Genomic DNA, 22,304 nt, shown 5'->3' with positions numbered 1-22,304 from the left:
CATGTGGAAAAACTTCGTTGATACACTCATCTATCACTGGCTAGGGCTTTCTGGCAAACTTGCCGACGCCCTTGACTTTTTTATCTATGATACGGTTAAGATTTTTACTCTATTGGTAGTTATTATCTTTGTGATTACACTTATTAGAAGCTACTTTCCAATTGAAAGAGTCCGAGACTATCTTGCTACAAAACATCCCTTAGTGGGGCATATATTAGCTGCACTCTTTGGAATCATTACACCCTTTTGCAGCTGTAGTGCCATTCCGCTTTTTTTGGGATTTTTGCAAGCAAGAATTCCTCTTGGCATCACCTTTAGCTATCTTATTTCTGCTCCTATGAACAACGAGATTGCTATCGCGTTGCTGTTTGCTCTGTTTGGGTGGAAGATTACGGCTCTATATATCGGATTTGGGCTTTTGGTTGCAATTGTAGCTGGAATCATCATAGGAAAAATGGATCTGGAAGATGAGATTTTGATCAAACCAAAACCGATAAATGCCGAGGCTTTCGAGGCTGAACCCCTTCCATTGAAAGATAGAACCATAGAGGCTTGGTATCATACAATGGATCTGCTCAAAAAGATTTGGCTTTATGTAGTCATTGCTGTGACCATTGGTGGATTTATCCATGGATATGTTCCGACTGACTTCATTGTCCAGCTTGCCGGGAAAGACGCATGGTATGCCGTACCTTTGGCAACTCTTCTTGGCGTTCCGATGTACTCCAATGCTGCCGGGGTTTTGCCTTTGATTGAAGTTTTGGTGAATAAGGGCATGAGTCTTGGAACGGCACTAAGCTTTATGATGGCCATTACGGCTCTGAGTTTACCAGAGGCGATGATTTTAAAAAAGATCATGAGTACAAAACTGCTTTTTATCTTTTTTGGCGTTGTCAGTATCGGCATTATGGTTATTGGCTATCTTTTTAATTGGATTTTGGGATGATTACAGCAATCACTCTTTTCTTGGTCGTTTTAATCCTCATAATCTGGCAGCCAAAGGGGCTGCAGATTGGTACGACCTCTATGCTTGGAGCGATAGTTGCACTTTTGCTTGGCATTGTAAGCTGGGGTGATGTGATAGAGGTTGTTAGAATCGTTTGGGATGCAACGTTAGCCTTTATTGGTATCATCATTTTATCGATGGTTTTGGATGAGATCGGCTTTTTTGAGTGGGCAGCGCTGAAGATGGCAAAGCTGAGTGGCGGAAGTGGCACAAAGATGTTTATCTACTCTTTGATTCTTGGAGCAATAGTCGCCGCCCTTTTTGCCAATGACGGGGCAGCCTTGATTTTGACGCCTATTTTGCTATCAAAGATGCGAATACTAAAACTTGATCAAAAAGCACTTTTTGCTTTTATTATGGCTGGCGGATTCATAGGAGACAGCGCTTCCAATCCGCTTATAATCTCCAATCTCACCAATATCGTTACGGCTGACTATTTTGGTATCGGCTTTTGGGAGTATGCAAAAGCGATGTTTTTGCCAAATCTTTTCAGTATTGTTGCATCCATTTTGGTTCTTTTCGTCTATTTTCGCAAAAGTATTCCAAAAACGGTGGATATAACGCTGCTCAAGAACCCATCAAGTGCCATCAAAAACCAAACGATGTTTATGCTCAGCTGGCTCTTTTTGGCTCTTTTGCTTGTTGGCTACTTCATAGCAGATATCTACCACATTCTAGTCTCCATTTTCGCTTTGGGAGGCGCTTTGGTCTTTTTGGCGCTTGGAGCGCACTTCAAGGCTGTGAAACCTCTCATGACACTCAAAATCGCCCCTTGGCAGGTGGTATGGTTTAGTATAGGGCTTTATGTAGTGGTTTTTGGACTCAAAAACGTGGGACTTACCGATGAGTTGGCAAAGATAATTGTAGCTTTGCAAGATATGAGTCAAACCTATGCAGTATACGGCACAGGATTTTTATCTGCACTTTTAAGCTCAATAATGAACAACATGCCAACAGTTATGGTGATGGATATAGCACTGGATCAAGCAAACGCCCAGCACCTAGCCTATGCGAATATCCTTGGATGCAACCTTGGACCGAAAATGACGCCTATTGGCTCACTCGCTACACTTTTGTGGCTACATGTCTTGGCTAACAAAGGCGTAAAAATCGGCTGGGGAGAGTATATGAAAGTGGGACTTGTCATAACACCTCCTGTTTTAACGGTAGCACTCCTTGGACTATTGTAATTGCTTTTTGATACTATCCGCCACTCGAAAGGCGTTTGCATAAATGGTCCAGGTATAAGGGACGCTTCCACCAGTTGGCATAAAAGAAGCATCACTGATGTAGAGGTTCTCTAGATCCCATGATCTGCACGTAGGATCGAGAAGAGAATGTCTAGGATCATTTCCAAATCGGCATCCCCCTGCCACCAGGTTGGTGGGTGGATCGTCGCTTAAAGAGTAATAGAGCGATGTTGCACCCATTTTTTTCAGTACTTCCATCCCTTTTTTCCCTAAAAAGTTTGCAACTTCTCTGTTTGTTGGATGGACATCCAGATAGATAGCTGCGACATCGATCCCCCATTTATCTTTTACACCTTGCTCTATACTCACATAGCATCGATCGGTAGGAAGCCAGTCATTGAACACTTCAAACTGTATCACCCGCTCATTGTTGATCTTCTCCAATCGTTTCGCCAACTGCACACCCCAAAGGGGCTCATTGCCACTCCACATTCTATTTTGCGCCTGCATAATGATATTGCTATGTTCAAACAGAAAATCGATCACTCCTCCTTTTTGCCTTCGATTACCTTTCTCATACACATACCACTCTTTCAAGCTTCTATTCAAAAAGAGAGCTCTATTTTGAAGTTCTGTAAAGAGATCTTCATGCATCATCTCTTTTTTCATCACTCCTCCGCCAACCCCACCTGCACTGAAAATGAGGTTTTTCCCAAGTTGGGATGAGCTGTTGGCAAGGCCATCTGGAAAGTATCTATTTTTTGAATTGAAAAGCAATCTGACCGTCTCAATAGGTGAAAGCGCCAAAACGAAGATTGAGGCATGTATTTTATGTGATTTTCTCTTTTGATCAAAATAGTACAGCGTATGCACTCTTTTTGCATCGCTATCAAGCTTATACGCAAAAGAGTTATCTAAAATCTTCACATCTTGCAAAAGCGCCTCGCGTGAACTCGATTTTGCGCCGCTACTGCAACCATAACTTCCACAAAATCCAGAATAGACACAGCTGTTTCTATCTCCTTTAGATAAAGAGAGAATGGCCCTGGAGGTTTTTACGGGATAAATCCCTAACTTTCTACATGCTTCATCAAACCATTGTGCAGCAATATTCTCTTTCAAAGGAGGATAGGGCAGTCCCTCTCCACTGACTCCTACAACATGAGCTACTTTGTCATAATAGGACTTCAAATCCTCATATGTTATGGGCCAATCCTCGATATTTGCTTCTTCTATACCACCAAATTCCGTTTTTAACCGAAAATCGATAGGCTGCATCTGGTGAAAATATCCGCTCATAAAATTGGTAGCACCACCTACGAGGCTTCCGTTATTGAAACTCCATCCACACTCCTTTCCAACGTAACGCTTGCCATTTTGATAGATGACATGAAACTCTTCATTGATATTGCTCCGGTATATTCCTCTTCGAAGTGCAATCTCATCTTTACTGAAATCTTCTCTTTTGATATAGGGACCTTTTTCTACTACCACCACATCAAATCCAGTTTGCTGTAAAACGTAGGCTATGGGAGCTCCTCCGGCACCACTACCTACAATGCATACATCAACTTCCACGATATACCCTCTTTGGTCTTGGAAATCCTGGCGTAAAACCGACTCTTTTCCATCCCAGCCCTTTAGGATTTATGCCATAGATCGGATCACCCAGTGTTGCTTCCAGAAGTAAAGTTGTGTAATGAGCTATCATCTCTTTGCCCCAGTCATGCTCAAGGAGCTCTTCGAGTAGGTATTGTTGCTCATTCTTTGCAAGGGCATCAAAACTTTTTCTCTTTTTTTCTATAGAAAATGTATTGAGCCAAAGAAGAGATTTTTTCAAAAATTTTCGTTTTTGATTATTTAATGTAGGATGTGTAAAAATAAAATAGATGATATAGTTATGTGCAGCGTCTTGTAGTTGTTTGTCAGAATATGGAATGAGAATTTCAACAAGCGCTTGAAGTATCTTTTTTTGATCCGAAGCCAATAGTGTTGAGACTGGAACAAAAAAAGAGGCACCACAAAGTATCAGAAAGGCTCTTCTTTTTTTCATCTATCTATTTTTTTTCTCATAGTTGATTCCGTCATATCATTATTATTCTTCTGCATATTACCCTTTCGCATTTCCTCTTGACATTGCCTCATCATCTTGTGCATTTTTTCTTTGCACTCACTTCTTAACATCATCTTATTTCCAGATTCATCCTTTCTGTTTATTTGCAATTTATTTTTCATCATACCATCACCACATTTATTCATTTTTTTTGTACTATTTTTTTCTTGCATCTTCTGCATCATACCAGGGCCACATTTATGCATCCCTTTTTTATTCATTTTTTCCATCATTGTGCCTTCACTCTTTTGCATCATGCCAGAACCACACTTCATTTCACTCGCCTGTAAATTCATTATTCCCAATAATGTCATTGCACCAATTAATATTGTCACTCGCTTCATAATGTCTCCCTTTGTTTTATACTCTCCACTATACACAATTAAATGTGCAATTTTCGTGTAAAGGTTTTATTTAATTACTCGATTACTATAAAAAAGGAGCATTCTCGTGAATATGAAAAAGATAAGGGGAAACTGTTGGATTGAGAATATTTTAATAGAAGTAGAAAAAATAGTGGTACATTTTAGATAGCAAAAGATCTACTCTTTAGCAATCCATCAGGCCAAATGGCCTGAAAATTATTTTGATTCTTTATAGCAGAACCACCAGTCAAAACACTCATACTCTTTTGGTCTTTTTGCTGCAGTTTCGCAATCAGTGGCTGGTGGAATGATAACTTTATCACCGATCAGCTCATTCTCTGGCCAGTTGGCAGGTGTTGCAACACCTTCAGCATCGCTTTTTTGCAATGCTTTAACAGCTCTGATGATTTCAGGTATATTTCTTCCTATCTCTTGTGGATAGTAAAGAATTGTTCTCACAACACCTTCAGGGTCGATGATAAATACCGCGCGCACAGTGTTTGTACCTTTATTTGGATGCACCATACCAATTTGTGCTGCAAGTGTGTCAGTAGCAGCAATGATAGGGAATTCGATCTCTACATCAAACTTCTCTTTGATCCACTCAATCCATTTGATATGGCTAAATACTTGGTCGATTGAAAGACCTATAAGTTGTGTATTGATTGCATCAAATTCGCTCTTGTGTTTTTGAAAACTTACAAACTCAGTAGTACATACTGGTGTAAAATCTGCTGGGTGACTAAAGAGCACTGTCCATTTACCTTTAAGATCATCTGGCAAACTCATTGGTCCATGTGTTGTTTGTACATTGAGGCTTGGAAATTTATCTCCAAGTAGCGGCATTCCCATTCTACCCTCCTTTTTTGTTTTTATTGCTTTTTGCATAATCTCTTCGATCACATCTTCGAGTGAGCGTTTCTCAGCTTTTGCTTTTTCTTTGAGCTCATCGATACTTTCACTTACTAAATTCATCACTTTTTTGACGACATCTACTTGAGAGTCGAGAATCTCTTGGAGTCTTTCATTGAATCCCATACTAGCCTCCTTTTTTGGCTTTATGGACATTTTACTCCAAAACAGTAAAATTTTCTGCTACAAAAGTAGCTTAGCTATTGAGTACCTCAACAGCTTCAAGCATTTTCAAACCTGCTTCGTTTACACTGTTTTTGCCAAGGAATTTTGCTTCTCTAGCAGCCACATATGCCTTTTCAAAGCTCTCTTTGCTTAGGCCACTGCGCTTAATCGCCTCTTTGATATTTTCTGGCATAATGCGTACTTTTTGCTCTTTGACGAACATACTTCCAGTTTCTGCTATTGCTTTTACCACTCTGTAAATTGTTGGATTAATAGGCGCACCAAATCCTTCAGGCACACCACTCAAAGCCTCATCCATCATCTTGCCATATTCTGTCTCAATAATATGACCATCAGGCATAATCTCAATAAAACCTTTTGCTTCAAGTTTATCAAGAGCCTCTTTGCGATGAACATACTCATCCTCATGCAATGATTCACTAAGAACATCTTCGCATGCAATGCCATGGTCCGGAATCATTTTGAAAATATCCATTTCATAGCGTGTCATAAATGGAAGCTTTTCATGACTTGCAAGCTCTTCATAAAGTAATCCTGAGCTGCTCGGCTCAAATGTTCCGAGTATGCGCTCTTTTCGCGCTTCCAATACCCATTCTCTATTTGGTGAGCTAAAGATTTTATTAGAGATTGTGAGGGTTTTTACACTCCAAGAGTGAATACTTCTCTCATCACGTTGATCTTCTATAACTTTTTGCCCATCATCAGTAACATAGTAGACAGCTCTTCCTTTACTATCAATACCCTCAGTTATAAGTCCAAAAGCTTCAAGACTATAGAGATATTCTCTCAAATCAAAGTTTTCTTCAAACCATTTGACCATATCTTTTGCTTCGCCAAATTTTTTGAGAATCTCTTGTTTTTTCTTCGGCATCTCATTGAGTCTACGACCATATTTTTCAAGCATTTTCTTGTATTCACGCACCTTACGATCCACAAGTTCTCTTTTGATCTCATCAAATGTTGCAGTCTCTTCTGGGTTGGAAGTATATTTTTCCTTCCAGATCTTATCGATAGTTTTGAGTGTTTCAACCTCCTCTTTTTCAATAGCGAAAGAGTAAAGTGGTTTTTCTGTTTTATCTTTAAAAATTCTATAAACCTCTAACGCTTTTTCTCCTGCTTTTGTCAACGTATCCACATCGCTTACATACCCTAAAGCTTCGAGATTGATGAGAGTATCTACATCTACATCTTCCCCATCTGCTACAAGGGCAATTGATTCAAGAATAGAGATATCAAGAACGCTTCCTTCATTCGCCCATCCACCAAGGGTAAGTGTCTCTTTGACTGCTTGACCAAGTTCGGTAAATGTGAAGAAGTCTCCATATGGAATAGAGTATGCAATGAGTCTCATAGCCTCTAACAGATCTTTTTTATTTCCTTCAATAGGCAGATAGTGTGCATCAGTAGGACCCATTGGAGATTTTCTAATATACTCAGCAAGCACGGCATCGATGACAAGTTCGGGCTCAGTAATAGCATATGCGTTATAGATATCTTTTGCCTCTTGTGTGAGCTCACCTTTTTCGTTGGCAAAACCTCTTTTTGCAAGCTCTTCTTGTGTGATTGAAGTAGTTTTGTCTTTGTTTTTGACTGCTCCATCGATCATAGCAATGACTTCAGAACTGATCCATTTGAAGTTATCTTTCCAATCTTCAATCTTTTCGATATTTTTTTCAACTCTATCAAGGACATCAGCCACTATAGCACCACTGTAAGTAAGTTCAATTTTTGCAGGGATTGGAAAGCGAACAAGTCCTGAGAAATTAAGCTCTTCAACTGCTTCACTATTGAGTTTTTCAACATTGATAGTTTTATCATCACTTCTATGGAGTGCAAGGAGTATTTTTGCAGCCTCTTTTTTGATGATCATTATCTCTCCTTTTATATTTTTGGCACTATTGTAAGAAATAAAGAAAATATTGTCTGCAACTTTAATCGCAAAGCACAAAAATGACTCTTTATACGTTAAGTATACGTTGCTCTTCTATAATGAGATTGCAAAACACAAAAGGAGAGATTATGGAGCGTAGAGACTTCTTTACCTTTACAGGAATTGTTAGTGCAGGGATGATGCTATCAGCGTGTAATAGCAGTAACGCTACAGATACTAGCGAGCAACCAAAACCTGAGGGCCCTGTCACACTCTATTATGAGATGAGAGTTCCTGGACCAGCAAATGCTGCTGTGATGACTGCAATAAATGATTTGGCTAATGAAATGAGTCAAAAGCAAGGGTTTTATTCACTCTCATTTAAGCAGATGGTGGGAGAGTCGACAATGGTGAAAAACTATCCGAACAATCTCAAAGGGGTTCTCAAAAGTGCTTATGTAGATGGTTTTCAGGCACATAAGCTTCCGCTCTTTTACACACTTTTTATCCGCTTTGATAGTTATGATAGTATGCTCAACTCACAGGCAAAAGAGTTTTTCAAAAATAGTGTCGCACCGCATCTTTATGCATATAGAACAAATGAGAATGGTCAACCAGTCAAAACCCCTATTGCATTAGACTACTATGAAGGGGTCTACATAACAGTTGCTGCAGGAGATCGCAACAATATCTACACTAGCGATGAAGAGATACGTAATTTCTTGCAAAATCAGTCTGATGAGGTAGGAAATGATTATATAACAGTAGAGAACCATGTGACTATCTACGATGAAGATCTCCAAGATTTTAATACAAAAGTTAAGGCCCTGCTAACTGTAGCACAGCAAACTTACCGTCCAGATATCAATGATAGTGATTATGATCCAGCATATCCAAATGGAAAACCAGGATCACCTGACAATCACTACTATCGCAAAGCAGTTACAACTGAGATCTTACAAAATGCTTTTAAAGATGGTGACCAAAGAGCATACATTATGCATGGGGTATGGGAGAGTGTATGGGATCATGAAAACTCCCATATAGATGTGAGATTTCAAAAAGCTGCAGGACCTGTAGGGGCTCATGTGGTACAAGGTCCGGTAGAGCCTTTTTATAAGACAATCAAACAGGTATAATAAATATATGAGAATACTGCTCGTTGAGGATGATAAAGCACTCTGTGATACGCTCTATGATGTTTTATCGGCAGAAGGAATAGAAATAGAATCGGCTTATAATGGCAAAGAGGCTTTTGAAAAGCTCTTTACCAAACATTATGAGATACTTCTTCTTGATATCGATATCCCTTACGCTGATGGTTTTACAATTTTAGAAGAGGCGCACCAATACAATCCAAAAATTGGTGCTCTCTTTATGACTGCACTCGATACTCCAACAAACTTAGAAAAGAGTTTTCAAAAAGGAGCGGATGATTATATCCGCAAACCATTTACTATTACCGAACTTCTTCTAAGACTTAAAGCCATTTATAAAAGATTGCATAGCGGTAAAAGTGAGATTATTGCAATAGATGACACCTTTTCATTTGATCTTGTACACAAAAGACTGCTCTATAAAAATGAAGAGTATGATCTTTCACCAAAACTCAAGAAACTTTTGTACATTTTAGCTCGCCATGCAAATGTAACTGTAGAAAAAGGAGTCATTGAAGAGACTCTTTGGGAAAATGAAGAGCTTCCAGATCCTGCAATCATTCGGATCTACATAAAAGAGCTTCGCAAAATTTTGGGAAAAGAGCATATTAGCACAATCAAAGGGGTTGGTTATAGACTGGAAACATTATGAAAGAAAAATGCTTTTAAAATTTATATCAATCTATATGTTTACTTCCTTTTTCCTCCTTGCAATTATTGCAGTACTTTATTATTTTGATGCAAAAAGAGATATTCTCATACAAGCCAATATGAAAATGCAGCAAGTAGTCTCACAGCTGCGTCAAAATCCTAATATTCATCCAAAAGGTTTTGATATATATATCGATAAGGCTCAAAAATACCATTTTCCCGCATTTACAATAACAGACAAGCATATCGAATATGTCGCTTGTGCCAATAAATTTTTTCCAAACAAAGTCTTTGTAGTCAAAACATCAGCAGATTTTATCAAAAATGAGCAAAAGAAAATCCTTTACAAAATTGCATTTATGTATATCCTGCTCTTTTTTCCTTTCCTTCTAGTGAGTTATTTTTTGGCAAAATATGCCATCAAGCCAGCAAAAGAAGCATACAGTGCTATCTATGGATTTACTCAAGATATTATTCATGATATGAAAACTCCCGTGACAACGATCTCTTTAAATAGTGAGCTACTGCAATGCTCCAACCAAAAGAGTCTGAAGCGCCTCAATATTGCAGTTGATACACTCAAAGCACTCTACCAAAATCTTGAACAGTTTATGCTTTTTCAAAAGAGTTTTCATCCACAAAAGTTCAATCTCAAAAAACTTGTAGATTCGCGTATTGAATATCTGCACTCTATGAACCAAAATGCCAACTTTTTTGTTGATATTCCCTTAAAATTAGAACTCTACACAGATAAGATGATGTTTACTCGTATCTTGGACAATCTCTTGATTAATGCAATGAAATATAGTACTCCTACAATCGATATTAAGATTATGTATGAAAATGGGAAACTGAGTATAGAAAATCCGGGAGAACCTATTAAAAATCCTCAAAAGCTTTTTGAGCGTCACTACCGAGAAGCACTCTATGTTCCTGGCTTTGGATTGGGAATGAATATTGTGAAAAAGTTGCTTGATAAACTGGAGATAAACTTATACTTTTTTGCAAAGAAGAATGCAACAAAAATCTCTTTAGAAATTGAGCATTTACAAAAGTAGTTTTTACTCATAAGAGAAAAATCTCTTATGAGTTACTCTTTTGCTTATCGCTCTCTTCGAGTTTCTTCACAGCTGAACTCATTGTAAGGAGTACAATACCATCAAAAAAGAGACTAATACCTACAAAAAGTCCAACCAAAAAGAGAGAGCTAAATGGCCATCCTACCAAAAAGATCACTCCTAAAATAATTGAGAGAATACCATTGATGAGAATGAGCCACCAGTATTTATTTTCTCCCTTCATCTGCCCAGCCAGTGCAAAAGAGGCAAAGCCATCTAGAAAGAAGTAAATAGACAAGATAATACCTAAAGCTGCTACACCTGGAAGAGGGAAAAAGATAACAAGTGCCCCTGTAAGAAAATAGATAAAGGCTTTGAGCCATCCTAGCCAATCTTTCTTGTCTGTCTGGTATGTGTGATAACCTATTGTAATACCACTAAAAATAAACAAAAATGCTACAAAATATGCAGTAGTGAGACTCATCACGACTGGATAAAATATACCAACAAGTCCCAACAGAAGAAAAATTACTCCAGCAATTTTGGAGTGTTTTTCAAAGTTTTTCAAAAGCTCTTTGTCTCCGATAAAATTTTGATAACCAACCATAATATACCTCCTATAGTGTTAGGTCCATAACACCTTTGGCTTTTTCGATAAGCTCATGTGTTACAGCTCTATTTTCTTCATCAAGTTTTTTCATAATACGTGCCAAAACAAGTGTCAATCCTCCTACAATCTCCGGCAAGCTCTTTTCTAGCTCAACTTCAAGCTCTAAAAGAGGTGGATATGTTGCAAGACGCTCTAATATATCTTTTACTTCAATCTCTTGCTCTAACTTTTTAAACTCATTGATTGTCTCTTCCAAACCTTTTGTGATAGGAAGATCATATTTCCAGATCACATCACGACCATTATATTTGGCTGCCTTTTGACCCATGAGCAAAAGATCGTAAAGCTTTTGCTCTACGATATCCGTAACATCTTTTGCATGACCTTTTTTGATATCAAGGCTTGCTCCTCTTCTAAATAACTCTTCTAGATGATGAAACCCCATTACTGCCATTTTCTCCTCCTTATTTGTTTACTTTCTTTACAGCTTTATCTTTAAATTCATTGAGTTTAGCAAGTAACTCTTCAAAGAGTTTTTCTGCTTTATTTTTACCTTTGACCTCTTTTTCTACCTTCTCTATCAAATCATCAAGCATTTTATATGTAGTATCAGAACTACTTGTATATCCTAAAGCTTTCGCTTTTTTGAGAGCTTTTTTTGCTTCAGTGAGCATCTCGAGTGCTTTTTTCTTATCATTTTTCGCCTCACTCTTTGCTACTTCTACAAGATGAATCGCTTGAAGAAGTGGAATTGGTGTAACAACATCAACCTCTACAAAAGTAGCAAGGGCTTGATTGAGAATATTTTTTGCTTCATCAACTCTGTTCTCATGCAAAAATTTTGCAGCAAGTTTCAAAGCCGCAGGATAAGATGCAAGTGGCAAGTTGATAATTTTGAGCACAATTTCACTGCGTAATGTATCTAGAATTGCTCTTGCTTCTTGGATTTTGTTTTCTGCTAGAAGCGCTTTTGCACTAATAATTGCAGTTTTGATATCTTCAAGAGTTCCAGGAAAATCTACAACCTCTATAGAACTGTCAATCGGTATAAGTGCTGGAGCATTTGGCACACTCAACACTACTTCAAGCTTTCCTATAGCCTTTTCCAGATCTTTAATCGCTTGATCTTTGTTTCCTTTATCAAGCTCTACTAACACTTTATTTGTAAGTGCAACAGCCTCAACTGCCTCTTTTACAATTTTGAGCTCTTTTTGCTCTTTTTTCACTTCACTTTTTGCTTGTGCAACAGCTTTATTTGATTCTGCCTTACTTGCTACAGAAGCAACAGCACCACTTACCAAAAGTGAAGCAGTAGCAATACTCAGAATGAGTTTTTTCATTTCAACCTCCTTATTTTATTTTGGTTGAAATGATTTTAGTACATTCTATATAATTATGCTGCTACTTTAGTTGCAATCTATCAAGAAGGTTTGCAATATTTGTGAGTTTGAGCTTTTTACGCTCAACTTCGAGGCTTCCTTCTTTTTTGAGCTCTTGAATATGGCGATTGACCACGTGGCGGACAGTACCTATCAACGAGGCAAGCTCTTCATGGGGGAGGTCATGGATGAGGCGGAGTTTAGCAGTTTGTGGATCAAAGTGCTTAAGTAAAAGCTTGATAAAACGTGTAGATGTATCAAGGAGGCTAAGATCTGTCGCAAGCTCTTCGAGATTACGCATCTCATTTGCTACATAACGAAAGAAAATTTTGCGAAATTCACTATTTTGATTGATCCATTCGCGCACAATATCAAGTGGTACTTGCAAAGCCTTGGAGTCTTCATATGCTTCAGTCACCACTTCATGCGGTTTCTCATCCATTAAAACTATCACATCAAACATATCTCCTCGAGAAAGAATCTTAATAGTCTGCTCTTTAGAGGTTTCAAAGTTGAATTGATACACCTTGATACGCCCTTCTATAATAAAATAGAAGTAACGCATAGTATCATCGCTACTCATAGCAGGCATATTTTTATAATACTCTACAATTTTGCCGTAGCGATTGATATCATCTATGACAAAATTTGGGACTGCAGAAAAAAGTTCTATATTATACTCTTGTCTATCCATCAAAACTCCAATCCAAAACTTCCAAATGATCCCATATGAGGATTTGTATAGCCAAATTTGGCAGCCCAGCTCTGTAACATCAAAATATCGTTTTTGGGATCGATCCCTTGCGGACAAACCTCTGTACAGTTGCCACACAAAGTGCAGTCCCAGATACCATTTTCAACTATCGCGTCGATATGCTCTTTTTTCTTCTGCTCTCTTTTATCACACACATAGCGGTAGACTCGTGTCAGCGCAAATGGACCTAGAAACGCTTCATTGACTTCATATACAGGACAGCTGCTATAGCAGCTGCTACATAAGATACAGTCACTTTGACGTTGCAAAAACGCAATATCAGCTTGCTCCAATTCTACCTCTTCCATATTAAGTGGATAGGCTTTGGATCGCTCAAGAGTTTCAAGTGCGCTCTTTTTATCACTAACTAAATCTCGCAGAGTCGGAGTAAACTGCAGTGGCTCGATGATATCGTTTTCTTGCACTTTGTATTCACAGGCTAAAACCTCTTTGCCATTGACACGCATAGCACAACTGCCACACACACCACTGCGACACATAAATGAAAATGTCAAAGTCCTATCAATGTGGCGTTTGATGTGACTCAGAGCCTGTAAGAGGGTCACATCCTGCGGTATATCATACTCCATTTCAATAGTAGGTGGTGCAAAATGGGGATGATAGCGACGTACTTTAATCTTCATAATATTTCCATTATATTAATTTTTTGTTATATTTTGCTTAACAAAATCTGCACATAAGACACCATCCTCTTTCCAAATAAAAGTGTGTGCATGATACTCCTCTTTGGTTTTTGGATGGTCTTTGCGATAGTGTGCTCCGCGACTCTCATTGCGCTGCACTGCTCCTACTACCATCGCTTCGGTTAGTTCTACCATATTGCCATACTCCAAAAATGCTATAAGTTCGGTATTGTAAAGTGGAGATTTATCTTTGATCCCCATAAAAGCAAGCTCTTTTTGATGCTGACGAATAACAGAGAGAACTCCTTTGAGTGCAAGCTCTTCTCTTACAATTCCAGCATTATGGAAGAGTACCTTTTGCAAAAACTCTTTTCTCTCCATAAAGTCGATACTGTTTGGAAGAGTAAAAACTGCTTTAATAAAATTACTATCTATAAGTGTTCTTTCAAAATTTTTCTCTTCTATTTCAAGACTCACAGCTGCTGCACTCTCACCAACCCTCTTACCCATTACTACAAGCTCAAGTAATGAGTTACCACCGAGTCTATTGGCTCCATGAAGCTTCACATTGGCGCACTCTCCCACTGCAAAAAAACCCGCAATATTTGTACCACCATTACTCTCTGTATCTATACCTCCCATTGTATAGTGAGCAGCAGGTTTTATAGGCAAAAGCTCTTTTGCTGGATCTACATTTTCATAGATCATAGCAAGTTTTCGCTCTTGGGGGAGTTCTCTTTGAATAATCTCTTCTCCGATTTCTCGCATATCCAAAAAGACCTCATTACCAATTGCTAGCTGCTCATAGATAGCACGAGAGATTTTGTCTCTTGTGGCAAGCTCATCGATAAATTGTTCACCCTTTTGATTGACTATCTTTGCACCTAGTCCTCTTGCAGCTTCACTAATGAGAATAGCGCTTTTTGCAAGAGCTGTTGGGTGAAACTGGACAAATTCAAGATCACTGAGCTTTGCTCCAGCTCGCATAGCCGCAGCAATTCCTTCACCAAAACTCCCTTCACCATTTGTACTAAATGGCCCATAAATTTTGGCAAAGCCTCCCGTTGCAAGAATGACTGCACGACTCAAGAGCTGCTTGACTTGTGTACTCCTTTTATCTAAAAGTGTTACACCATAAGCTCTATTATCTTCACTGATAATATTGAGTAAAAAGTGCTCATGCACAAAACGCACACCAAGTTTCAAAGCGTTATCATAGAGTGTATGTAATATTTTAAGGCCTGTATAATCTTGCGCATAGCAAGCACGTGGATTTGACGCTCCACCAAGCTTTCGCCTTGCAATCTCCTTGTCATCTCTATCAAAAGGCACTCCAATACTATCGAGCCACTTGATAGCTTTAGGAGCTTGCGTACACACAAATTCCACTACTTCAGGGTCTGCGAGACCTTGGCCTGATCGGAGAGTATCTTCGATGTGCTGCTGGATATCTTGCTGCGTTGAAGCTGCATTGATACCACCTTGTGCCATGGAAGTCTGCGCTTCAGTTGGGTAGCCTTTGCTCACGACCACTACATCTTTGCCAAGCTCAGCAGCCCTTATTGCAGCAACAAGCCCTGCACCCCCACTTCCTACAATAACTACATCACACTTCATGCTTCTCTCTCAATAGTCTCGCTATCGATCTCAATCAATGTATGGACATTGCCTCTTGGATTAAAGTCAGCAACCAATTTCATCCATTTTGGTTTGAGTCTTGCATAGAGAGTATCAAAAATCTCATTGGCACTATCCTCATGGGAAATATACCGGTCTCGAAAGGAGTTGATATAGAGTTTCAAAGCTTTAAGTTCTACCACATATTCATCTGGAATATATTCTAGATTGATAGTCGCATAGTCTGGATAACCACTGCGTGGGCACAGACAGCTAAATTCAGGCAGTGTTATTTTGATGCGATAGTTTTTTTTGTGCTTATTTGGCCAAATCTCAAGATCTTTTTGGGGATCAAACTCCTTGATCTCCTTCTCACCATATTTCATACTTCTCTCCTAAAAACTTTTTGAGCTCTTCGGCTTGCATAGGTTTGGCTATTGCAAAACCGCCTACATAATCAGCCCCAATCCTAGCAAAAATATCCAAAAGTTCAATTTTATCTATAAATTTTATGATACTTTTTATACCCAGTTTATGGAGTATCACGATCCAGTTTTCCAAAAGTACGCGGTAGCGGTCCTCATCAATTTTTTTCGTAAAAAACTTATCAAACAACACAAAATCGGCCTCGATATTTTTAATATACTCTACTGATGCATTGAAAGCTCCAAAATTATTGAATGCAATTTTAAAGCCATGCTCTTTGTACATCTGTAAAATCGATTTATAATACTTAATATCATTATAGACAGTAGGCTCATAGAGCTCTATTACTGCATTGTGCGGTGAAAGTACAGAATCTTCAAAAAGTTTGAAAAATCTCTTGCTAAAGAGGCGGTTACGCACTGAATAGGGTGAGAGATTGAATGAGTAGAGGCTCTTTGTATCTAATTGATACTTTTTACACTCTTCTATCAACTTTGTTACAACAGCTAGATCATAGCTATTTTCTAAACCCAGTCTATTCATGACGGGTATATATTGGCTAGGGTGAATGATATTTCCCTCACTATCTAAGAGCTTAACAAGAATCTCGATATAGTCAAACTTTTTGACTTGGAGATGGTAGAGGGGTTGATAGAAAAGGAGAATTTTATTCTCTTCAATGCTCCTTCTCACTATCGCATCAAAATCACTATCTTTTTTTGGCCTCTTTTTGGATGTGAGTTTGCATTTTCCTTTGCAGTAATATATCTCTTCATAGAGATGATCAAGAAGGTGCTTGATATCATTATGATCAGCTTGTGTGTAAGTAGCAAAGAGTTTTATCTCAATATTGTCAATAAATTGATTATCATAAGTAAGCAAGAAGTTCTCAACTGCCTCTTTGACTCTCTTTTCTGGTGCATTTATCAAAAGTAAAAAATCTCCAGCACGCATGCGAGCTATTGGAACACTTCCGAAAATAGTAGAGAAGTAGCTATCAATAATATGGGAAAACTTCTGTAAGACCTTATCGCCATTCTCTATACCGTAGCGTTCATTGATATCTTTGATATTATCGATTGAAATGAGTACGAGGATGCTTCTTTGCGGGTTGATATTTTTTCGCAAGAATTTTTCAAAAAATCGTCTATTAAAACTCTCGGTCATATCATCGAGGATCTTCTCTTTTTGCGAGGAAAAGATCATAAAAAATATGAAATAGACTGAAGCAAAGATACCAGAGAGGAGTATAAAAGTATCATACAAAAATGATCGACTCTCATTAGTAATTACCAAAACCAATAGTGACATTAAAATCACTATTGGTATAGCGGTACGGAGTGCTAAGAGAAATTTTCTTTGGCGATCATACTTTGCTGAATACACTTACACATCCAGATGTTTCACATCTTTGGCATGCTCTTCAATATAGCGTTTGCGAGGTTCTACCTCATCACCCATAAAGAGATTGAAAATCTCACTTGCTTCTTCGGCATTATCTACTGTAATACGAAGAAGTCGTCTATTTTCTGGATCCATAGTTGTTTCCCAAAGCTGTTCAGGATTCATCTCACCAAGACCTTTATAGCGCTGAATATATGCACCCTTTTTCGCATTTTTTTCTACCTCTTCCAATATATCTATAATATCTTTGTCTTTAAGTTCTGGTGGAATACGTTCCTCGATCTTTTCAAAAATATAGACAGCCTCAACATAGTAGGGATTTGTAAAGAGCTCATCATCAATAATAATCTCTTCCAAACCATCTTCAGTTTGCACATAGAGATGAATTTTTTCATCATCTATCTGCTTATTTAAGATATTGTAATTTTTACTATCCAAAAATTTCTTGATCTCTTCATAAAGTTTTTGATTATCAAGAGCTGCAAGGTCACGATTTTCTATAAGATAACGTACTACTTCAATAAGTGCATAGCGTTTTTCAAGATCTTTAAGCACCATACGATAGTGGGCTACCATTTTCAAAAAATCTATGAGGTCATAGCGACCGAGATTAACTTGATCCAAAATAGCATCTACGCCATTTTCGATCAAAAATTGTGCAAGTTCTGTATCATCTTTGAGGTATACCTCTTTTTTGCCTTTTTTATAACGATACAGAGGTGGTTGCGCCATATAGAGATATCCTTTTTCTACAATTGGCTTGAGAAAGCGGAAAAAGAATGTAAGAAGCAGCGTCTGAATATGGCTACCATCTACATCGGCATCTGTCATAATGATAATCTTATGATAGCGCAGTTTATTTTCATCAAACTCTTCACCGATACCACATCCAAGTGCAGTAATTATATTTTTGATCTCTTCAGATTTTAAAATTTTGTCTAGACGTGCTTTTTCAACATTTAAAATTTTACCTTTCAAGGGCAAAATTGCTTGAAAAACTCTATCACGTCCCTGTTTAGCACTACCACCTGCACTGTCTCCCTCAACCAAAAAGAGCTCACTAATTGATGGGTCTTTACTCTGACAGTCTGCAAGCTTACCTGGAAGAGTTCCAACACTCATGCTATCTTTACGGCGTACTAGCTCTCTAGCTTTTTTTGCTGCCTCTCTTCCCCTTGCAGCTGCAAGAGCTTTTTGCATGATTGCTTTTGCATCTATTGGATTCTCTTCAAAATATTTAGTTAGCTTCTCATATGTCAGTTTCTGGACGATCGGACGTACATAAGATGAACCAAGCTTTCCTTTTGTTTGTCCTTCAAATTGAGGTTCTGGTACTTTTACACTCACAACTGCCACAAGACCTTCACGTACATCTTCACCAGTTATTTTGACATTTTTTTCTCGCTGATTCGCGTTTTGTGCGATATAGTTAGAAATCGCACGCGTAAGTCCAGCGCGAAAGCCACTTTCGTGTGTTCCACCTTCTGGTGTGCGGATATTATTTACAAAGCTTAAAACCTTTTCATCGAATCCTGAGTTATAAAGAAGTGCTATATCCACCTCAACATCATCGATCTTATCTTGGATAGTAATAGTACTTGTAATTGCCTCTTTGGTATTGAGATCCTGAACAAATTGTGAAATACCGCCTTCAAAGTGATAAACCTCTTTTTTACCAATTCTTTCATCAGTAAATTTGATAGTTATTTTTGGATTGAGATATGCAAGTTCTTTGAAACGTTTAGCAAGAATGTCAAATTTAAATTCCGTTGTTTCGAATATCTCGTCATCTGGCCAGAACTCTATTGTAGTTCCAGTACGATTAGTCTCTCCTATGACAACAAGATCTGTTACAGGTATACCTCTTTCAAATTCTTGGCGCCAAATTTTTCCATCACGTTTAATAGTCATAATGAGTTTTTTCGATAGTGCGTTCACAACGCTCACACCCACACCATGCAAACCACCACTTACTTTGTATGCACTATCACCGCCAAATTTCCCACCAGCATGCAAAACTGTGAGAACTACAGTAGCAGCTGGAATCTTTTCAGTAGGATGGATATCTACTGGGATTCCTCGTCCATTGTCACTGATTCTTGCACTTCCATCTTTTGTAAGAGTTACTTCTATTTTGTCACAGTAGCCTGCCATAGCTTCATCAATGGCATTGTCCACTACTTCATAAATAAGGTGATGCAATCCTTTTATACTTGTATCTCCGATATACATCCCTGGTCTTTTGCGTACTGCTTCAAGACCTTTGAGGACTTTGATTTTTTCTGCACTGTATTGGTTAGTGTTCATAGACTCCCTTTAAAACTGTTAAATTACTATTGGCATAACGATAGTTATGAAGTTATTGTTTTTGAGTTCAAATGGAAGTTCTGGTTCATTAATTCCCATGATAAATTCGTTGCCATCGATATTGTTGAGAAAATCGAGAATATAGCGGCTATTGACTGCCATGACAAACTTTTCTTCAAATGGTGTAGCAATTTCGAGTTCTGTTTGCGCTTCAATATTTTCATCACTAAGACTTTTAAAAATTATTCTATCTTTTAAGAATGTCAGTTTTATCTCATTAGAGACAATAGTGATCTGTTTTATCGCCTCTACCATACTATCTTTTGGTAATGTTAATTCGTAGTTGAGGGATTTTGGAATGATACGTTCATAATCTGGAAATTTACCGTTGATGAGTTTTGTAAAGAAGAGGTATGGCCCACTTTGGATAATGAGGTATGTCTCATCATAGTGCATCGCAATATCATCGAAGAAAAGCTTTTGGATCTCAATAATTGCTTTTTTGGGAATAATGAGGTGGAACACTTTTCCCATAGATTGTGGAAGCGTTACAATAGCAAGGCGTCTTGTATCGGTTGCTACAAAGTTGATTTTATTCTCTTTGATATCTATGAGTGCACCATTGAGTTCATATTTAGGATTGTTTGTATCAATTGCAGGTGTGATTTTTTTGAGTGAGCTGATAAACTCTCCGCTTTTGATGTCAATCTTTGGAAGATTGTCAGTTTCTGGAAATTTTGGATATTCATTTGGATCAAACATAGGAAGTTTAAACTTTGAGTGTTCTTGCGTAATATGGAGTGTTTCATCTACGGTAGCAAGTGTCACATTACTATCTTTAAGAATTCGTATAATGTCGAGGAGTTTTTTTCCATTTGCAGTAGCTTTTCCCGGATGTATGACTCTTACATTATCTGTTTTTGTTTTGAGACCTGTTTCATAATCAGTCCCTTTAACTATAAGTCCACTCTCATCTGCTTCAAGATAGATATGTGAAGTTATTTGGCTTAAGTCTTTTTTTTCCAAAAATGGTTGCATTTGTGAGAGAATCTGTTCGAGTAGGGATTTTTTGATCTCGATCTTCATACTTTTCTCCGTTTAAGGGATTTTTTATATTTTATAGTTATTTTCCTTTATATTATTTAAAATATTTTAGTGGTAGTAGTAATTTGGAGTGAAAAGGTGAAAAAGTTGAGCTTTATACTGTTTTTGTGGGTGCGATAAGTTTTTTCTTTTTTCACTCTTCACTACTTGCATGTGATTTAATTTTGTGTGCAAGCTCTTCTATTTTGAGTTTGAAATTTTCATCTTGTTCTATCATCTCTTTGACCTTTTTCATTGCATGACTTACCGAAGTGTGATCTTTCATTCCAAAAAACTGGGCAAGTTGTGGCATGGAGTTTGGTGTGAGAGTACGAGCTAAATAGATGACGATGCGCCTTGCATTGACTATCTGACGATTGCGGCTTCTACTTTTAATTTCACTTGGTTTGATATTGAGTTCACTCGATACCACATCGACAATATCTTTGAGAGAGATATTTTTTTGCTGTTCTCTTTTTTGCTCACCCAAGACATTTTTGGCTAGATCCATAGTTATCTGTTGGTTGACAAGTGTGGAATAGGCGTTGAGTTTGAGGATAACACCCTCAATTTCTCTGATATTGCTATCCATGTTTGCTGCAAGATAATTAACTATCTCATCATCAAGATTGATACCATTGAGCTCACACTTTTTTTTGATAATTGCAATTTTTGTTTCAAGTTCTGGTGGCTGGATATCGGCGATGAGTCCCCACTCAAAGCGGCTTTTGAGACGTTCTTCAAGTCCGGCAATCTTTTTTGGAGGTTTATCGCTTGTGAGGACTATCTGCTTGTGTTCGTTGTGGAGCTCATTGAAAGTATGGAAAAACTCCTCTTGTGTACGCTCTTTTCCACTGAGAAACTGTATATCATCAATGAGTAAAATATCACAATCTCTGTACTTTTCACGAAATTTTTCTATCGTTTTATTGCGCAAATGATAGGTAAAATCGTTCATAAACTGTTCAATTGTAGCATAGATAACTACGCGGTTTTGCTTGATGTTATAGTTACCAATAGCATGGAGAAGGTGGGTTTTTCCAAGTCCAACACCTCCATAGATAAAGAGAGGATTGTATGTTACCCCTGGTTTTTTGGCAACACTCTCAGCCGCACTATATGCAAACTGGTTAGAGCTTCCTACAACAAAATTTTCAAAAGTGTAGGTAGGATTGATCTTTGTGCTCGTGTTAGATGGGGGTTGAGAAGCCATTTGTTTTTGGATTTTTTGCACACTCTTTTTAGATGAACGAATTATTACTTCTGTCTCGATACCGGTCTCAAGTTCAAAAAGTTGCTGAAGCTTCTCTTTGTACTTTGTCTTTACCCAGTTTGCTATGAAAAGATTTGGAGCATTGAAGACTGCTTGATCAACTTTGGAGGCCTCCTCATCAAAAGAGAGATTTTTTATGTAGCGTTCATACTCAATCTGCGAAATCTCATCTTTGAGCATAGCAAGGATCTTATCACCTAACACGAAAAACCTTTATGTGAATATTAAGATTTGATTTATGTGAATATTTAATTCATATTGTATCGAAAATGTAGGTAATTAGGTAAAATGTTGCAAGA

The 22,304-nt window shown here is 37.9% G+C and carries 21 protein-coding genes; 5 read left to right on the top strand and 16 right to left on the bottom strand.

Annotated elements, in window-relative coordinates:
• The first annotated feature begins 1 nt into the window (after position 1).
• Both JG734_RS00105 and JG734_RS00100 read left to right on the top strand, forming a co-directional pair.
• The gene (locus JG734_RS00105) at positions 2-946 is read left to right on the top strand and encodes a permease (RefSeq protein ID WP_201333026.1); all 945 of its coding nucleotides are present in this window, start codon (positions 2-4) and stop codon (positions 944-946) included.
• Entirely contained in the window at positions 943-2,196 is a 1,254-nt protein-coding gene (locus tag JG734_RS00100) for an arsenic transporter (RefSeq protein WP_201333025.1), read from the top strand. The genes JG734_RS00105 and JG734_RS00100 overlap by 4 nt, the downstream gene beginning before the upstream one ends.
• Here JG734_RS00100 and JG734_RS00095 read toward each other — a convergent pair.
• The 5 genes from JG734_RS00095 to JG734_RS00075 all read right to left on the bottom strand — a co-directional run bounded on the left by JG734_RS00095 (position 2,188) and on the right by JG734_RS00075 (position 7,642).
• The gene (locus JG734_RS00095) at positions 2,188-3,774 is read right to left on the bottom strand and encodes a GMC oxidoreductase (protein ID WP_201333024.1); all 1,587 of its coding nucleotides are present in this window, start codon (positions 3,772-3,774) and stop codon (positions 2,188-2,190) included. The genes JG734_RS00100 and JG734_RS00095 overlap by 9 nt on opposite strands.
• On the bottom strand, positions 3,764-4,249 hold the full coding sequence (locus tag JG734_RS00090) for a gluconate 2-dehydrogenase subunit 3 family protein (RefSeq protein WP_201333023.1): 486 nt from the start codon (positions 4,247-4,249) through the stop codon (positions 3,764-3,766). The genes JG734_RS00095 and JG734_RS00090 overlap by 11 nt, the downstream gene beginning before the upstream one ends.
• Entirely contained in the window at positions 4,246-4,653 is a 408-nt protein-coding gene (locus tag JG734_RS00085) for a hypothetical protein (RefSeq protein WP_201333022.1), read from the bottom strand. Before JG734_RS00085 ends, JG734_RS00090 begins: the two co-directional genes overlap by 4 nt.
• 237 nt (positions 4,654-4,890) lie before the next feature.
• Complete coding sequence (locus JG734_RS00080) at positions 4,891-5,526, bottom strand: peroxiredoxin (RefSeq protein WP_370583643.1); 636 nt, start codon at positions 5,524-5,526, stop codon at positions 4,891-4,893.
• Positions 5,527-5,782: 256 nt separating this feature from the next.
• A complete protein-coding gene (locus tag JG734_RS00075) occupies positions 5,783-7,642 on the bottom strand; it encodes a DUF505 domain-containing protein (RefSeq protein ID WP_201333020.1) in 1,860 nt (619 codons plus the stop codon).
• 149 nt (positions 7,643-7,791) lie between these two features.
• On the opposite strand from JG734_RS00075, the gene JG734_RS00070 reads away from it, so the two are divergent.
• From JG734_RS00070 to JG734_RS00060, 3 genes are read left to right on the top strand one after another with little or no spacing between them, the layout of a single operon-like run.
• On the top strand, positions 7,792-8,781 hold the full coding sequence (locus JG734_RS00070) for a hypothetical protein (RefSeq protein ID WP_201333019.1): 990 nt from the start codon (positions 7,792-7,794) through the stop codon (positions 8,779-8,781).
• 7 nt (positions 8,782-8,788) lie between these two features.
• Positions 8,789-9,451 (top strand): response regulator transcription factor, encoded by a 663-nt coding sequence (locus tag JG734_RS00065; protein WP_201333018.1) that lies wholly within the window; start codon positions 8,789-8,791, stop codon positions 9,449-9,451.
• 7 nt (positions 9,452-9,458) lie between these two features.
• A complete protein-coding gene (locus JG734_RS00060) occupies positions 9,459-10,508 on the top strand; it encodes a HAMP domain-containing sensor histidine kinase (protein WP_201333017.1) in 1,050 nt (349 codons plus the stop codon).
• 25 nt (positions 10,509-10,533) lie between these two features.
• Here the strand turns inward: JG734_RS00060 and JG734_RS00055 are convergent, their stop codons facing one another.
• From JG734_RS00055 to dnaA, 11 genes are all read right to left on the bottom strand, one after another.
• A complete protein-coding gene (locus tag JG734_RS00055) occupies positions 10,534-11,115 on the bottom strand; it encodes an HdeD family acid-resistance protein (protein WP_201333016.1) in 582 nt (193 codons plus the stop codon).
• Positions 11,116-11,125: 10 nt separating this feature from the next.
• Positions 11,126-11,572 carry a DUF1931 family protein gene (locus tag JG734_RS00050; RefSeq protein WP_201333015.1) on the bottom strand — a complete coding sequence of 149 codons (447 nt, stop codon included), beginning with the start codon at positions 11,570-11,572 and terminating at the stop codon, positions 11,126-11,128.
• A 10-nt stretch (positions 11,573-11,582) separates the two neighbouring features.
• Positions 11,583-12,458 carry a YfdX family protein gene (locus tag JG734_RS00045; protein ID WP_201333014.1) on the bottom strand — a complete coding sequence of 292 codons (876 nt, stop codon included), beginning with the start codon at positions 12,456-12,458 and terminating at the stop codon, positions 11,583-11,585.
• Between the two features lie 61 nt (positions 12,459-12,519).
• Complete coding sequence (locus JG734_RS00040; protein ID WP_201333013.1) at positions 12,520-13,191, bottom strand: Crp/Fnr family transcriptional regulator; 672 nt, start codon at positions 13,189-13,191, stop codon at positions 12,520-12,522.
• On the bottom strand, positions 13,191-13,895 hold the full coding sequence (locus tag JG734_RS00035; RefSeq protein ID WP_201333012.1) for a succinate dehydrogenase/fumarate reductase iron-sulfur subunit: 705 nt from the start codon (positions 13,893-13,895) through the stop codon (positions 13,191-13,193). The genes JG734_RS00040 and JG734_RS00035 overlap by 1 nt, the downstream gene beginning before the upstream one ends.
• A gap of 15 nt (positions 13,896-13,910) precedes the next feature.
• On the bottom strand, positions 13,911-15,512 hold the full coding sequence (locus tag JG734_RS00030; RefSeq protein WP_201333011.1) for an L-aspartate oxidase: 1,602 nt from the start codon (positions 15,510-15,512) through the stop codon (positions 13,911-13,913).
• Positions 15,509-15,898 carry a preQ(1) synthase gene (gene queF / locus JG734_RS00025; protein ID WP_201333010.1) on the bottom strand — a complete coding sequence of 130 codons (390 nt, stop codon included), beginning with the start codon at positions 15,896-15,898 and terminating at the stop codon, positions 15,509-15,511. Before queF ends, JG734_RS00030 begins: the two co-directional genes overlap by 4 nt.
• Entirely contained in the window at positions 15,885-17,324 is a 1,440-nt protein-coding gene (locus JG734_RS00020) for an EAL domain-containing protein (protein ID WP_201333009.1), read from the bottom strand. Before JG734_RS00020 ends, queF begins: the two co-directional genes overlap by 14 nt.
• On the bottom strand, positions 17,325-19,649 hold the full coding sequence (gene gyrB / locus JG734_RS00015; RefSeq protein WP_201333008.1) for a DNA topoisomerase (ATP-hydrolyzing) subunit B: 2,325 nt from the start codon (positions 19,647-19,649) through the stop codon (positions 17,325-17,327).
• Between the two features lie 18 nt (positions 19,650-19,667).
• Complete coding sequence (gene dnaN, locus JG734_RS00010; protein WP_201333007.1) at positions 19,668-20,735, bottom strand: DNA polymerase III subunit beta; 1,068 nt, start codon at positions 20,733-20,735, stop codon at positions 19,668-19,670.
• A 151-nt stretch (positions 20,736-20,886) separates the two neighbouring features.
• Positions 20,887-22,209, bottom strand: a complete 1,323-nt coding sequence (gene dnaA / locus JG734_RS00005; protein ID WP_201333006.1) for a chromosomal replication initiator protein DnaA — start codon at positions 22,207-22,209, stop codon at positions 20,887-20,889.
• Positions 22,210-22,304: the final 95 nt, after the last annotated feature.

This window comes from Nitratiruptor sp. YY09-18 (genome assembly GCF_016593235.1).
Lineage (GTDB): Bacteria > Campylobacterota > Campylobacteria > Campylobacterales > Nitratiruptoraceae > Nitratiruptor.
The sequence above is the reverse complement of the archived record's forward strand: the minus strand, read 5'-3'. Positions and strand labels throughout refer to the sequence as shown.